13 protein-coding genes and 1 tRNA gene are annotated in these 14,101 nt (G+C 45.9%); 6 read left to right on the forward strand and 8 right to left on the reverse strand.

What is annotated here, in order from left to right; genetic code table 11:
- The first annotated feature begins 35 nt into the window (after window positions 1-35).
- On the forward strand, window positions 36-938 hold the full coding sequence (locus tag RJ60_RS11135; RefSeq protein WP_103134722.1) for a phosphatidylserine/phosphatidylglycerophosphate/cardiolipin synthase family protein: 903 nt from the start codon (window positions 36-38) through the stop codon (window positions 936-938).
- Complete coding sequence (locus tag RJ60_RS11140) at window positions 935-2,644, forward strand: NAD+ synthase (protein ID WP_103134723.1); 1,710 nt, start codon at window positions 935-937, stop codon at window positions 2,642-2,644. Before RJ60_RS11135 ends, RJ60_RS11140 begins: the two co-directional genes overlap by 4 nt.
- 63 nt (window positions 2,645-2,707) lie before the next feature.
- On the opposite strand, the gene RJ60_RS15825 is transcribed toward RJ60_RS11140, so the two are convergent.
- From RJ60_RS15825 to RJ60_RS11180, 8 genes are all read right to left on the reverse strand, one after another.
- The gene (locus tag RJ60_RS15825; protein ID WP_308410914.1) at window positions 2,708-2,806 is read right to left on the reverse strand and encodes an ATP-binding protein; all 99 of its coding nucleotides are present in this window, start codon (window positions 2,804-2,806) and stop codon (window positions 2,708-2,710) included.
- A gap of 153 nt (window positions 2,807-2,959) precedes the next feature.
- Window positions 2,960-4,360, reverse strand: coding sequence for a PAS domain S-box protein (locus RJ60_RS11150; protein ID WP_103134724.1), 1,401 nt, complete (start codon window positions 4,358-4,360; stop codon window positions 2,960-2,962).
- A 294-nt stretch (window positions 4,361-4,654) separates the two neighbouring features.
- Window positions 4,655-4,731: transfer RNA gene (locus tag RJ60_RS11155), tRNA-Thr, on the reverse strand.
- A gap of 43 nt (window positions 4,732-4,774) precedes the next feature.
- Window positions 4,775-6,223: an aminomethyl-transferring glycine dehydrogenase subunit GcvPB gene (gcvPB, locus tag RJ60_RS11160; protein WP_103134725.1), complete on the reverse strand. Its 1,449-nt coding sequence runs from the start codon at window positions 6,221-6,223 to the stop codon at window positions 4,775-4,777.
- Complete coding sequence (gcvPA, locus tag RJ60_RS11165; RefSeq protein ID WP_103134726.1) at window positions 6,220-7,566, reverse strand: aminomethyl-transferring glycine dehydrogenase subunit GcvPA; 1,347 nt, start codon at window positions 7,564-7,566, stop codon at window positions 6,220-6,222. Before gcvPA ends, gcvPB begins: the two co-directional genes overlap by 4 nt.
- 1 nt (window position 7,567) lies before the next feature.
- Window positions 7,568-7,939 (reverse strand): glycine cleavage system protein GcvH, encoded by a 372-nt coding sequence (gene gcvH / locus RJ60_RS11170; protein ID WP_099830406.1) that lies wholly within the window; start codon window positions 7,937-7,939, stop codon window positions 7,568-7,570.
- Between the two features lie 14 nt (window positions 7,940-7,953).
- Window positions 7,954-9,060, reverse strand: coding sequence for a glycine cleavage system aminomethyltransferase GcvT (gcvT, locus tag RJ60_RS11175; protein ID WP_099830407.1), 1,107 nt, complete (start codon window positions 9,058-9,060; stop codon window positions 7,954-7,956).
- Window positions 9,053-9,286, reverse strand: a complete 234-nt coding sequence (locus RJ60_RS11180; RefSeq protein ID WP_099830408.1) for a putative signal transducing protein — start codon at window positions 9,284-9,286, stop codon at window positions 9,053-9,055. Before RJ60_RS11180 ends, gcvT begins: the two co-directional genes overlap by 8 nt.
- A 151-nt stretch (window positions 9,287-9,437) precedes the next feature.
- On the opposite strand from RJ60_RS11180, the gene pfkA reads away from it, so the two are divergent.
- From pfkA to groL, 4 genes are all read left to right on the forward strand, one after another.
- Window positions 9,438-10,397, forward strand: coding sequence for a 6-phosphofructokinase (gene pfkA / locus RJ60_RS11185; RefSeq protein ID WP_180977904.1), 960 nt, complete (start codon window positions 9,438-9,440; stop codon window positions 10,395-10,397).
- A gap of 14 nt (window positions 10,398-10,411) precedes the next feature.
- Window positions 10,412-11,830, forward strand: a complete 1,419-nt coding sequence (pyk, locus tag RJ60_RS11190; RefSeq protein ID WP_103134727.1) for a pyruvate kinase — start codon at window positions 10,412-10,414, stop codon at window positions 11,828-11,830.
- Between the two features lie 206 nt (window positions 11,831-12,036).
- The gene (groES, locus tag RJ60_RS11195; RefSeq protein ID WP_099830411.1) at window positions 12,037-12,306 is read left to right on the forward strand and encodes a co-chaperone GroES; all 270 of its coding nucleotides are present in this window, start codon (window positions 12,037-12,039) and stop codon (window positions 12,304-12,306) included.
- A gap of 13 nt (window positions 12,307-12,319) precedes the next feature.
- Window positions 12,320-13,942: a chaperonin GroEL gene (groL, locus tag RJ60_RS11200; RefSeq protein WP_103134728.1), complete on the forward strand. Its 1,623-nt coding sequence runs from the start codon at window positions 12,320-12,322 to the stop codon at window positions 13,940-13,942.
- Window positions 13,943-14,101: the final 159 nt, after the last annotated feature.

Consider the following 14,101-nt stretch of genomic DNA (forward strand, 5'->3'; position numbering starts at 1 on the left):
CGTGAGTTCTCCGCTTTTTTGTTACGGTGATTTGTATGAAGAGATTTTTTCTGGCGGTTGTTATTTTATTGGTTGCTGTAACTCTTCCCACGGTTTTTTTCACCGATGACGGGAGAGCCGTTGAAAGGATAGTTGAAATACTGGAAAGAGCGCAGGAAGAAGTGGTTCTTGTAAGTTATTCCCTTGACGAGCAAGAGGTGATTGACTGCCTCAACCGCCTATACATCAAAGGTCTCAATGTCTCGGTTGTGATTGACAATTCTACTGTTTCGAGAACTTTTGCGAAGTCTCCTCAGTTTAAGGTTATGACTGACACAACCGCGGCGCTCGTTCATTCGAAATTCATCGTTGTCGATAGTCAAATAGTGGTCTTCGGAACAGGAAACTTCACCGAGGGTAGCCTCAGAGAGGACTCAAATAGCTTCATCATGATTGAGTCGGAAAGCCTTGCCTCCCTGTTTCTTGATTACTACAAGGCGATTCTGACTGGAGACTCAAGAGGAGTGACAAGCGTCGGAAATATGACCCTATTTCTCTGCCCTTCTGAAGAAGCGCGCAAGAGAGTAATCAAGGAGTTGATGAGTGCCAAAGAGGAGATTCGATTCGCCATGTTCGCTTTTACAGATCCCAAAATTCTCGCAGCTTTGAAGTTCTGTGCTTCAAAAGGGGTTAGGGTTTTTGGGATGGTTGACAGCTGGAACGAAGATTCTCCGCTCAAAGACTATCTCACAACCGGAATGGAGGTATCACGTGGTGTTTCCATAACTATTCACGATAAAACGTTCGTGATAGATCGAAACATCGTTATTACGGGATCGGCAAACGCATCACTTAGCGGATGGGGAAAAAATCGCGAGATAGTTGTTATAATCGAGTCTAGGGACGTTGCAAATCAATTTATAAGCCATTTCGAATACGTCAGGGAGGTCTCGAAATGATAGTCAGGACGGCGCTTGCTCAGATAAACACGACGGTTGGGGATCTTGATGGAAACAAAAGGAAGATAATCGAAGCGATCGACAGGGCGACAGCGCTTGATTCAGGAATTGTTCTATTCCCTGAGCTTACGATAACCGGTTATCCGCCTGAGGACCTCTTGCTGAATACTGGGTTTCTAAGAGAGAATTTCGCTGTGCTCAAAGAAATCGCGGCTCAAACGGCCAGAAGCAAAGCAATGATCGTTCTTGGATTTGTTGACTTCGTCAATGAGATCTATAACGCGGCAGCAATTCTCCAGAGAGGGGAAATCAAATCAGTCTATCGAAAGATGAGTTTGCCCAATTACTCTGTGTTTGACGAGAGAAGATACTTCTCTCCAGGAGCACACCCGCTTCTCGTTAGATTTGGCGAAGCAAAGATTGGGATCAATGTTTGCGAGGACCTCTGGGTGCCGTCTGGCCCAATAAATGATCAGACTATTGCGGGAGCGAATCTTATTCTCAATCTATCTGCTTCACCGTTCACCTCGCAGAAGCATAAAACCCGGTCTTCTCTTCTGCTGACGAGAGCGATGGAGTATTCCAGCACCATAGCCTACTGTAACCTGGTTGGTGCTCAGGATGATCTAGTATTCGATGGAAGGAGCTGCGTAGCAATGCCAGACGGAAGGCTGGTGGTCGGGAGGGCCTTTGAGGAAGATCTGCTTGTGCTGGACATAGACACAGATATTTCCACCAGATACAACCTCTTTGAAGGAAAAAGGAAGGTCTACTCCAAGAACGTGAGTATCGAAGAAGTGACAGTTGAACCATCATACAGAGAAACAGCTTCAGAGCTTGCTGTTCGAAGAGAATCAGAACTGAGTAAATACGACGAGTTGATAGCCGCTTTGGAACTTGGTATAGGAGACTACTTGAAGAAGAACAACTTCGAGAGGATAGTTCTTGGGCTAAGTGGAGGAATGGACTCCTCCCTGGTAGCGGTTCTTGCAGTAAGGGCGATAGGTAAAAACAATGTCAAAGGCGTGTTCATGCCTTCACGAATAACCTCGAATGAGTCTAGAAGAGATGCAATGGAGCTTGCAGAGAATCTGGGAATTGAGATCCTTGAGGTACCGATCGAGAGCATAGTGGATTCTACTCTAAAGGCCTTAAAGACTACCTTCAAGGATGCAGCGGAAGATGTTACTGAAGAAAACCTGCAGGCAAGAATCAGGGGAAACATTCTCATGGCGCTTTCAAACAAGTTTGGATGGCTTGTACTTGTAACAGGCAACAAGAGTGAGATGGCAACGGGATACTCAACTCTCTACGGAGATATGGCGGGTGGACTTGCGGTTCTTAAGGATCTCTACAAGACTCAGGTCTATATGATCGCAGAACGCTTGAATGAACTTGAAGAGAAAGATGTCATTCCGAGCAATGTATTCTTGAAGGCACCGTCTGCAGAACTTAAGGAAGGTCAGAAGGATCAGGACACTCTCCCTCCATATGAGATTCTAGATGAAATCCTCAGGTTTCACATAGAAGAAGGTCTCTCAGCGGAGGAGATCGTACTCGAGGGGTTCGATAGGTCGACAGTAGAGCATTCGCTGAAACTGTTGAGAAAGAACGAGTACAAGCGCAAGCAGTGCGCTCCTGGGATAAAGGTTTCCAAAAGAGCGTTTGGGAAAGACTGGAGAATGCCAATCACAAATCATTACTGAATGTTTTTGGCCTAGGAAATACAGTATTTGGCAAGATAAAAATCTAGAACCGGGATTAACTGTTTAGCCTCTAATGTTAGAGTGCTCAAATCTGTAACTTCTTCCCGTAAAAACGATCAGATGGCAATGATGAACTAGTCTGTCAATTATTGCGCTTGTCAGTCAATCGTCATGATGTCGTTCACGAAGAGGTGCTTGAACGGCAAGACTCATAGTAGCTCGGTTTCGAAATCTAGAATGACTCAACCAATATGGCCGCTTATGCGGGGAAATGCAACTACCATTAATTGCTTAATCTTTGTTACGGCTTATTACTTAGTCCGTCTGCCTTCCTAGAAAGATGGTGCCTACCTCTCTGACGGAATCGCGCACAATCTTCTTGGTGAACTCAACTGGGGGTTCTGAGTTGCTGTTGGCGGGAAATCTTATTCTCTCTCCTGATGATTCAGAAGATCTAGATGCAGCCATCTCAAGAAAGGCCCGAAGAGTCTTAGAATTCGTTTCGTTAGAACTTCTTCCTTGTTCTTCTTCGAGTTTTGTGTTGAAGTATTCTTCGGCAGCTTCATTCATGTAGATCAATCTATTCTCCATGTCTGTCGCGACAGCCAGGTCTCCCGTTCCGTTGAGGAGCAGTGAATGGAGATTGGCTCGTTTCTGAAGCTCGATGCTCTCGGTGACGTCAATTCCAATCACAAGCTCATATACATTCTCATCGACTCTCAACATACTTCTTTTCTCTTCTACAGTAAATACGGAACCGTCTTTTCTCTTGTGCAGGTGTCTTCCTTTCCATTTTCCAGACTTCATAATGGAGAATTGCATGGACTTTGCTTCTACCTCGTCTTGCACCAGATACGAAGTGAGACTGTCCCCTATCATTTCCTCAAGATCATAACCATGAATCTCCGCAGCAAATCTGTTCAGATAGACTATTCTTCCCTTCTCGTCAACGGCTATCGCAATCTCCTCAGCATTGTCCAGAAAACGCCACTGGAAGATTAGTTCTTCCCTATCCCTCTTCTGCTTCGAAACGTCCATGAATGTTAGTTGTACAACTCTCTCTGCACCGTATAACATTTCTGAAGTGTTGAAAATCACGTAGATTTTTCCCCCGGCCTTCGTCAGCATTACGATCTCTCTATCGGTGTCAAAGTTCTCTATACCAAGAATAGTCTGCAGGGCAAAGGGTTCATCGTATAAAAGATCCTGTATACTCATCTTCTCGAACTCTTCTTCTGAGTACCCGAGAAGGTTCTGCGCAACCTTATTACAGAAGATTACGTTTCCATCTCTCTTTCTAAGGATGAGCATTCCGCATCCCATACTATTGACGAGGCCCAAATACTTTTCTCGCTCGAAATCCAGAGTCTTCTGAAGTCGGTGCTTTTCAAGCATTGAGTAGACGATTTCGGGAAGATAATGCAGATAACCCGGTCCCTTTAGCAAATACTCGCCAGATACCAGGGAGAACTTCTCTATTGACTTCTCACTTCCGACAAGGCAAAGGTATGGAATTGTTCCTGCACGAAGATTATTGATGATGTCTTCACTGACATAATCAAAGATCATAGCATCTGAAAATCGACCAAACTCGTCAGACACCTCTTCGACGTATCTGACGTCAAAACGATCATCGAAAGCCTCAATTAACCTTCTTGCATCCTTCTGGCTTCTTCCCACCAGGATTATTCTTGGCTTTGAATAGAAATCAAACACAGACTTCACCCCTGAATAGAACGCACCGAACAGCGAGAGTACCTATACATCCACCCAAAAAAGCAAAGAATTGCCAAATCTGACCGTAAACGGAGCTAGACTCACAGTGTTCTTACCGGAGGTTACAGTCGTATTGCTTACAAATACCGTTCAAAGCCTTACAAGGAGAACTGGATGGTTATAGCTACGCAAAGAAAGTTACATTTTCATTCTAGCATAGATTGTAATAAGATCCAAAATTAGTACTTTTTCGCATGCTCAAAAAACAACCGGACTTTCGTCCGGTTATAAAGATGGAGCAGGCGATGAGATTTGAACTCACAACCTCCGCCTTACCAAGGCGGCGCTCGACCGATTGAAGCTACGCCTGCTCTGCTGAAACTATGATATCACAGCACTTTTCAAGTTTCAATATCAAGTTCCCTTGCTCCACCTTGTCTTTGGCTTTCTTGAAGCAGTTGCTTCATCAAGTCTTCCGACAACTGTCTTCTGAGGAGCAGCTTTGAGTATGCTGGGATCCTCCTTTGCCTCTTTCAGAATTTTCTCGAAAGTATCGGCAAAAGCATCTAGAGCCTCTTTGGTTTCAGTCTCTGTAGGTTCTATCATCAATGCTTCATCCACAATCAGCGGAAAGTAGACTGTAGGAGGGTGTATTCCGTAGTCTAGGAGTCTTTTGGCAACATCCAGGGTCTTCACTTCATATTCTGATACAAGCTTGCTGCCTTTCAGAACGAATTCATGCATGCATATATCGGGATAGGCAGTCGGAATGAGCTTGTTGAGTTTGACTCGAAGATAGTTGGCATTTAAGACAGCCATCTCGCTAGCTCTCTTGAGACCATTGCCGCCCATGGATAATATGTATGCGTAAGCCTTCAGTAAAACACCGAAATTACCGTAGAAACTCCTAACTTTTCCTATTGAATTCGGAAGATTGTAATCAAGTGAGAACCTCCGACCATCAAAATTAACCACAGGAACAGGTAGCAAGTCTGCAAGAAAGCTCTTCACTCCCACAGGGCCGCTTCCGGGGCCTCCCATTCCATGAGGTGTCGAAAAGGTTTTGTGCAAGTTTAAGTGAACGATATCAAAACCCATGTCGCCTGGCCTCGCGTGGCCCATTATCGCATTGAGATTGGCGCCGTCATAATAGAGCAAAGCGCCCTTCTTGTGCGCGGCCTCCTGAATCTCGCAGATCTCGTTTTCAAAAAGGCCCACTGTGTTCGGGTTGGTAAGCATTATTCCTGCTACGTCTTCATCAAGCATCTCAACAAGGCTATTGAGGGCAACCCTACCGTTGCTTCCTGAAGGTACTTCGACGACCTCAAAGCCTGCCATGACTGCCGAGGCGGGGTTAGTCCCATGTGCCGAGTCAGGTACAATAACCTTCTTTCTGTTGCTTTCACCCCTCAGTTCGAAGTATTTTTTCATCAGAAGCATTCCGACCAGCTCGCCATGTGCCCCTGCGGCCGGTTGAAGAGTGAAGTTGCTCATTCCGGTGATCTCGCACAGAGAGTTCTGTAAGTTGAACATCACTTCTAAAGCTCCCTGGACAGTCTCTTCAGATTGGTACGGGTGTATCTGACTGAAACCTTCAAGACCAGCGACTTTCTCGTTGAGCCTTGGATTGTACTTCATTGTACATGATCCAAGAGGATAGAAACCGGTATCAACTGAGTGGTTTTTCTCCGAGAGTCCGGTGTAATGCCTGATTACCTGAAGCTCGCTAAGCTGAGGAAGACCGGGATTCTTCTCTCTCAACCAGTCCTCACGTAGCAGATCTGAAGGGTCATAACCGTAGCTCTCTTCTTTCGGGAGATGAAAGGCCTTTCTTCCTTCAGTTGAAAGATCGAAAATCGTCATGATATCTCCTCCAGTCTGCCGGCAAAAAACTCAATCTCCTCGTTAAGATTAGCTTCTGTTGTACAGATAAGCCCATAACCCTTCATCTCTTCATTAAACCTTTCCAGTTCTAGCGGTCCTAATATCTTGTCTTCTAGTAGCTGTTCGTTAAACTCTTTCAAGTTACAGTCAAACTGTGCAACGAATTCGTTGAAAAAGGGGCCTGTGAAGACCAGCCGCACACGATCTGTTCTTCCAATTCTCTCTGCCAAATAATGAGCTTTGTCAAAAGATCTTTTCGCGATCTCTCTTATCCCATCAGAACCTATCATACTCATGTAGATTGAAGCGATCAGTGCGTTGAATGCATGGTTCGAGCAAATGTTGGATGTGGCCTTACTTCTTCTGATATGTTGTTCCCGGGTCTGGAGAACCATGACATACCCTGTGCGTCCATCACTGTCTTTTGTCTCTCCGATAATTCTTCCGGGCATCTTTCTTATATAGCTCTCTTTTGACGCGAAGAAGCCTAGACCCGGTCCGCCAAATGAAGGAGAATTGCCCAACGATTGACCTTCTCCCACAACAATATCGGCTCCAAGCTTTCCGGGAGCTTCAAGTATTCCGAGAGCGACTGGGTCAGCGCTTACTATAAGCAGTGTCTTCTCGCCGATTTTGGTTCGAACCTCCGAAATGTTCTCGATTATTCCGAAGAAGTTTGGGTAGCCCAGCACAAAACCGGAAGTATCCTCGGTGAGTTTCTTTTCTAGATCGGCAAAATCCACCTGTCCTGTTTCGGAATCGAAAGCAACGGTTTCAACGCTTATATCACTGCCAAAACAGTAGGTCTTGATCGTATCTATATACTCGGGATGAAGTGACCCCGAAACCAGGACCTTCTGACCCCCTCTTACCCTAACAGCCATCAGCGCGGCTTCTGCAGCTGCGCTTGCGCCATCGTACATAGATGAATTTGCTACATCCATTCCTGTTAGCTCGCAGATCATCGTCTGGAATTCAAACAGCATCTGAAGAGTCCCCTGTGAGACTTCTGCCTGGTAAGGTGTATATGCGGTGAGAAACTCGCCTCTCGATGCGATCGCCTGAACCACGCTTGGAACGAAGTGTTTGTACACACCGGCCCCTCTGAAGACGGACAGGTCGTCAAGCGTTATGTTTTTCTCACTGAGTTCTTTCAGATCTCTGAGTACACTAAATTCATCCTTGCTTTCGGGTATTGAGATATCGACATCAAACTTATCGGGGATATCCTTGAAAAGCTCCGAAACGCTCTTGACGCCAACTACCTCCAGCATTTCCTCGACATCCTTGTTGGTCTGGGGCAGATAAGAAAACTCAGGCATATTAGCCCTCCTCTTCACAGTGCTTCTTATACGCCTCCAAGTCCATCAGACTGTCAAGTTCCGATTCATCTGCAACTTCAATTCTCACTATCCAGCCTTCGCCTTCGGCATCATCGTTAATCTTCTCGGGTGAGGAATCAAGCTCCTCATTCACCTCAACGATTTTCCCACTTACGGGAGCGTAGATGTCACTTGCCGCTTTTACAGACTCTATCGTGCAGAAGACATCGCCCTTCTTAAGAGACTTGCCTACTTCGGGAAGGTCTACATACACAATGTCACCCAGATGGTCTTGAGCGTGATCTGAAATACCAACTGTTGCTACCTTTCCTTCAATCGATACCCATTCGTGAGTTGCCGCGAACTTCTTCATTACAAATCTCCTCCTTAACTTTTCGATTTTACAGAGCCTCTATAGAAAGGTGTTTTGACAACTACTGCAGGTGCCTTCTTCGATCGAATTTCGACCTGCACTTCTGAGCCGCTCTTCCAGTAATCTTTTTCCAGATATGCTAGAGCGAGAGATTTGCCGAGCGTTGGAGAAAATACTCCGCTCGTGATCCAACCGACCTTCTTCTCACCGTCAAAGACCTCAAATCCATGCCTCGCGATACTCCTGCCGGATAGTTCTAGTCCCTTGAGCTTGTACTTTGTCCCGTTTGCTAGTTGTTCTTCCAGAACAGCTTTGCCGATGAAGTCTTTGTCCATCTTTACCGTCCATTTGAGACCAGCCTCAAGAGGGGTTGTCTCATCGGTGAGTTCGTTGCCATAAAGCATGTAGGAAGCCTCAAACCTTAGTGTATCTCTTGCTCCAAGGCCGATAGGCTTCACACCTAAATCAGCTCCCGTCTCAAGTATCTTTCTCCAAAGAGGGATAGCACCCTGAGGGTCGATATACAGCTCAAACCCGTCTTCTCCCGTATAGCCTGTACGAGAAACCAACGCCTGGATGCCGTTCACTCTGCCGTACACGAAATGGTAGAAGGGGATGTCCGCCAATTTGACCTGCGATATTTCCCGTAATATCTCCTCTGCATGAGGTCCCTGAAAGGCGATCTGCGCAAAGTCGTCGGATGCGTCTTTAATTTGCACGTCGAAAGCACCCTTGTTTTTCTTGATCCACTCGAAATCTTTGTCTTTGTTTGAAGCGTTAACTACGAACATCACCTTTCCATTGCCTATTCTGTAGACCAATACGTCATCGACTATCCCACCATTTTCATTGCACATTGGAGAATAGACTATGGCTCCGTTCTTCAGCGAAGAGACAGAGTTTGTTATCAAATAGTCCGAAAATCGAATAGCGTCGGGTCCCACAATTTCGATTTCTCCCATGTGCGAGACATCAAAGAGGCCGGCTTTCTTCCTGACAAGATTGTGCTCGTTGATTATAGAATCAAACTGCAAAGGCATCTCCCATCCAGCAAAATCAACCAACTTTCCCTTTAGTCTCACATGTTCGCTGTAAAGCGGCGTTCTCTTTAGATCACTCATCCGTTTCTTCCCTCCCCCTCTCTTGCAAGTCTTCAAAGATCTGAACGGCTTCTTCGAAATCATCGTCGGCTATAATAATGTCCACCAAGCCGCCCGAACCAAAGTAAACACTGTCGGTGTATGCGAAATGAGAATCCACCAGTTCCGAGAAGATTCCTTCTTTTAGAAGGATTTCCTGATACATTTTTGCTTCAAACTCCGGAATTCCTGACTTGAGGACCTTCATTCGATCACCTCCTGTTTCACCTGAAATTATACACCAAGTAATTAGATAAGTTAACTTCTGGACGCATTTCTAGCTGGTGATTTTAGAATTGCAATGTGCTAGAATGTAGTCGGTTAGCTAAGTGCAGTCATCGTTAGGAGGGATAATGATGATAAAGAAGGTCGGGGTCCTCACCAGTGGAGGGGATTCGCCAGGGATGAATGCAGCTATAAGGGCAGCTGTAAGAACTGCCCAGACAGATGAAATAGCCGTTGTAGGAATTAGGAGAGGGTACTCTGGTCTGCTTGATGAAGAGTTCGTCGATATGGACTACTCCTCGGTCGGAGGAATAATGGAGAAAGGTGGAACGGTCCTCAGAAGTTCCCGATGCGAAGAGTTCAAGACCGAGGAAGGCAGAGCTAGGGCTGCCGAAGTCCTGAGAAATAATCACATTGAAGCTCTTATTGTCATCGGAGGAGAGGGGAGTCTTTCCGGTGCAAAACTGCTTATGGAAGAAAACGGAATTCCAGTTGTCGGCATTCCGGGAACAATAGATAACGACATTGCTATGACAGACATGTGTATCGGGGTGGATACGTGTTTGAATACCTGTGTCGAAACAATTCAGAAGCTCAAAGACACGGCTTCTTCGCATGAAAGAGCCTTTGTAGTAGAGGTCATGGGGAGAAATTCCGGTTATGTGGCACTTGCTTCGGGTATTGCGGTTGGAGCCGAAGCAATAATCGTTCCGGAGCTTCCCGTAGATTATGAATCAATAGCCGATAAGATTTTAAAAGAAAGGAAAAGAGGAAAGATCAACTGCATCATTGTAGTTGCCGAAGGTGCATCAAGTGCCTACACTGTTGCCAGACATGTAGAACACAGGATTGGGTACGAGACGAGAATAACCATCTTAGGTCATATTCAGAGAGGCGGTTCACCGACTGCTTTTGACAGGGTTCTCGCTTCGAGAATGGGATACGCTTCCATTAAGGTGCTCGAAAAGGAAGAAGGCGGCCTTATGATGGCATTGAAAAGCGGAAAAATCGCCGCTGTACCTCTCGAAGAAGTTCTTTCCAACAAAAGGACGTTGGATGTGGAACTGGTTGAAATGGCGAAAATACTCTCCTGACGGGGTGATCTGCTTTGAGAAAGACGAAGATTGTCTGCACTATCGGACCTGTTACTGAGACTCCGGAAATGCTGAGAGCTCTCATACAGAGAGGGATGGATGTTGCCAGGCTGAATACAACTCATGGCAATATTACTGAACACAAGGATAGAATCAGGAAATTGAAAGAGATTCGCCAATCAATGAGATCTCCTCTCACGATCCTGCTGGACCTTTCAGGTCCAAAGATCAGAACAGGTGTCTTCAGAAGTCCTTATGTGGAGCTCCCGAAGGGAGGCGAGTTTGTTCTTACAACTGAAGACATTGAAGGAGACGATACGATTGTAAGTGTTAACTACAATAAGCTCCCAGAGGAAGTGAAGGCCGGGAATCTTATTATGATGGATGACGGCAAGATCAAGCTTAAGGTTTTATCCGTCACAAAGTCCGAAGTTAGAACAAGAATCTTGAGTGGGGGAGTTGTAACTCACAGAAGAGGAATCAACCTTCCGGGAATAGACATAAGCATACCGGCAATTACAGAAAAAGACAGGCGGTTCATTGAACTGGGAATCAAGGAACAAGTTGACTACTTTGCGCTATCCTTTGTCAGGAGACCGGAAGACGTTCTTCACGCAAAGAAGGTAGTTGAGGAGTTTGGAGGATCTATTCCTATAGTCTCCAAGATAGAGACGGAACAGGCGCTGAAAAACATTGAGAAGATAGCAGAAGTTTCCGATGGTATGATGGTTGCAAGAGGCGATCTGGGTGTTGAGATACCCGTTGAGGAGGTGCCGGTCGCTCAGAAGAAGATCATTAGGTTCGGCAATCAGAAGCGGATTCCCGTGATAACGGCAACCCAGATGCTTGAATCTATGATAGAGAATCCAGCGCCAACGAGGGCCGAGGCAACGGATATTACCAATGCGATCATTGACGGTACTGATGCCATAATGCTTTCCGGTGAGACTTCGATTGGCAAATATCCTCTGGAAGCTGTGACAGTTATGGATCTAACGGCAAGATCAGCGGAAAGGTATCTTAAGCAGGATCCCGGTTTGCTGAGGTGGACAAGAGAAAAGGTTTCAACAGACGATCACACAGATGCTATCTGCAGAGCAGCGTGGGATATTAGCGAAGCGCTGAAGGTGAAGGTCATCGTAAGCTCCACTTTCTCTGGACACACTGCAAGAAATGTCTCGGGGTTCAGGCCAAGGGCTCATATACTTGCGGTTACTCCCAATGAAGCAACGTATTATAGGCTAAACCTCGTTTGGGGAGCTCATCCAGTAATAATGGGTCTTGGCAATTCTACAGACGATCTTGTTGAAGTTGCCGGGCCTCTTGCAAGACAGCTTAAGCTTGTGAAAAGCGGGGATACGATAATTCTTACCGCTGGCATTCCCTTTGGAACTAGTAACTCTACCAATATATTGAAACTGGAGATTGCGTAGCCGTTAGCTCGAGTGGCGAGAGTGGGCCGAAGATAATCAGAAAAACCGGGGGAAAGAGAGCATAAACGCCCTCGAACACCCTTAATCTTTCATGTTTACGATCATTTAACACTGGAAGCCCTTGAAGAAATCACAATGTTGTTTTATCATTTATTAGCAGACTATTACTTGGAGTGCTAACTATACAATACGAAAGGAGGCTTTTTATGAAGGTAGTTCCCCTTGGTACAAGATTACTGATTAAGCCTTATGAGGAAGAGAAGAAGACATCAGGTGGTATCGTTCTTCCAGACGCTGCGAAGGAAAAGCAGATGACTGCGAAGGTAATTGCAGTTGGTGAGAAAGTCGAGGATATTGACCTTAAGGAAAACGACAAGGTCCTCTATTCCAAGTATTCCGGTACGGAGATCAAGATCGATGAAGAAGACTACATAATCATCGATCAGGATGATATCCTGGCAAAGATCGAAGATTGAAGGAGGAATCGGTATGGCTAAGATTCTGAAATACAGCGAAGAAGCACGAAGATCACTTGAAAAAGGCGTAGATGCTATAGCAGATGCAGTTAGGATAACGCTTGGTCCGAAAGGTAGAAACGTAGTTCTCGAGAAGAGCTGGGGTTCTCCAACGATAACCAATGATGGTGTATCGATTGCAAAGGAAATCGAACTGGAAGATAAATTCGAAAACCTTGGGGCGCAGCTCGTAAAAGAAGTAGCCTCCAAGACAAATGATATTGCCGGTGACGGAACCACAACAGCCACAGTTCTTGCTCATGCAATGATCAAGGAAGGTTTGAAGAACGTTACAGCTGGAGCCAACCCTATTCTCATGAAGAAGGGAATCCAGAAAGCAACCGAGACTGCCGTTTCTCACATAAGATCTCTCTCCAAGAAGATTTCTTCAAGAGAAGATATCGCTTCCGTTGCGGCTATCTCGGCCAATGACACTGAAATTGGCGAACTTATAGCCGAAGCAATGGACAAGGTCGGTCAGGATGGAGTAATAACAGTAGAAGATTCAAAGACTCTCGAAACATACGTTGAATTCGTCGAGGGTATGCAGTTTGACAGAGGCTACATCTCCCCGTACTTTGTTTCCGATCCTGAGAAGATGGAAGCAATCATCAAAGAGCCTCTGATTCTTATCACAGACAAGAAAGTATCGGCAGTGAAACCGCTTGTTCCGATCCTGGAAAAGGTCGCTCAGGCAGGAAAGCCGCTTGTCATAATTGCCGAGGATATTGAAGGCGAAGCACTTTCCACTCTAGTTCTGAACAAACTGAGAGGAACACTGGATTCAGTAGCGGTTAAGGCCCCTGGATTCGGGGATAGAAGAAAGGCAATGCTCCAGGACATCGCCATTCTCACTGGAGGCACTGTAATAAGTGAAGAAGTTGGGCTTACTCTGGAAAACGCAACGATAAACGATCTCGGTAGCGCGGGTGTTGTGAAGGTTAAGAAGGACGATACCATAATCGTTGACGGAAAGGGAGATCCTGAAAAGATCAAGCAGAGAATCGGTCAGATCAAAGTTCAGATCGATCAGACAACTTCCGAATACGAAAAAGAAACTCTACAGGAAAGGCTTGCAAAGCTTTCCGGCGGCGTGGCAGTGATCAAGGTCGGCGCTGCGACCGAAACAGAACTCAAGGAGAAGAAGCACAGAATCGAGGACGCCCTTTCCGCTACTAGAGCAGCTGTGGAGGAAGGAATCGTAGCCGGAGGCGGAGTTGTTCTTGCAAGAGCCAAGAAATCCGTTCAAGAGCTTTTCGATAGCACAGAGAATCCTGATATCAAGATCGGTGTTAAGGTAGTTCTTAAGGCTCTCGACACTCCGATCAGGCAGATTGTAGAGAACGCCGGTTTGGACGGAGCAGTAGTTGTCGACAAGATACTCCATAACGATGATGACGCGTTTGGATACGATGCTCTTAATGATACTTACACAGACATGTTCAAGGTCGGTATCATTGATCCCGCAAAGGTTACAAGAAGTGCTCTTCAGAACGCAGCTTCTATTGCCGCAATCCTTCTAACGACCGAAGCGGCTCTGACCGAGAAGCCCGAAGAAAAGCCTCAGGCTCCGATGCCACAGATGCCCGAGTACTGATAAGAGAATCACTTTGAAGGGAGAGCTTGCTCTCCCTTTTTTCCTGTCGTTACTCTGAAAATGACTGAACTCATCTTGACTAGCTTAACTGGCATAGATCTTTTACGCAAGCAAACGCGGCGCATATACACCCGAGCCTACAGTGTTAACCCGCACGAT

The sequence above is a fragment of the Mesotoga sp. B105.6.4 genome (assembly GCF_002896535.1).
Classification (GTDB): Bacteria; Thermotogota; Thermotogae; order Petrotogales; family Kosmotogaceae; genus Mesotoga.

Excerpts from the sequence above, each read along its gene's own strand:
- gcvPA (WP_103134726.1), bottom strand. The coding sequence starts at position 7,566 with ATGCCTGAGTTTTCTTATCTGCCCCAGACCAACAAGGATGTCGAGGAA.
- gcvPB (WP_103134725.1), bottom strand. The coding sequence starts at position 6,223 with ATGACGATTTTCGATCTTTCAACTGAAGGAAGAAAGGCCTTTCATCTC.
- RJ60_RS11135 (WP_103134722.1), top strand. The coding sequence starts at position 36 with ATGAAGAGATTTTTTCTGGCGGTTGTTATTTTATTGGTTGCTGTAACT.
- groL (WP_103134728.1), top strand. The coding sequence starts at position 12,320 with ATGGCTAAGATTCTGAAATACAGCGAAGAAGCACGAAGATCACTTGAA.
- gcvH (WP_099830406.1), bottom strand. The coding sequence starts at position 7,939 with ATGAAGAAGTTCGCGGCAACTCACGAATGGGTATCGATTGAAGGAAAG.
- groES (WP_099830411.1), top strand. The coding sequence starts at position 12,037 with ATGAAGGTAGTTCCCCTTGGTACAAGATTACTGATTAAGCCTTATGAG.
- gcvT (WP_099830407.1), bottom strand. The coding sequence starts at position 9,060 with ATGAGTGATCTAAAGAGAACGCCGCTTTACAGCGAACATGTGAGACTA.
- RJ60_RS11140 (WP_103134723.1), top strand. The coding sequence starts at position 935 with ATGATAGTCAGGACGGCGCTTGCTCAGATAAACACGACGGTTGGGGAT.
- RJ60_RS11180 (WP_099830408.1), bottom strand. The coding sequence starts at position 9,286 with ATGAAGGTCCTCAAGTCAGGAATTCCGGAGTTTGAAGCAAAAATGTAT.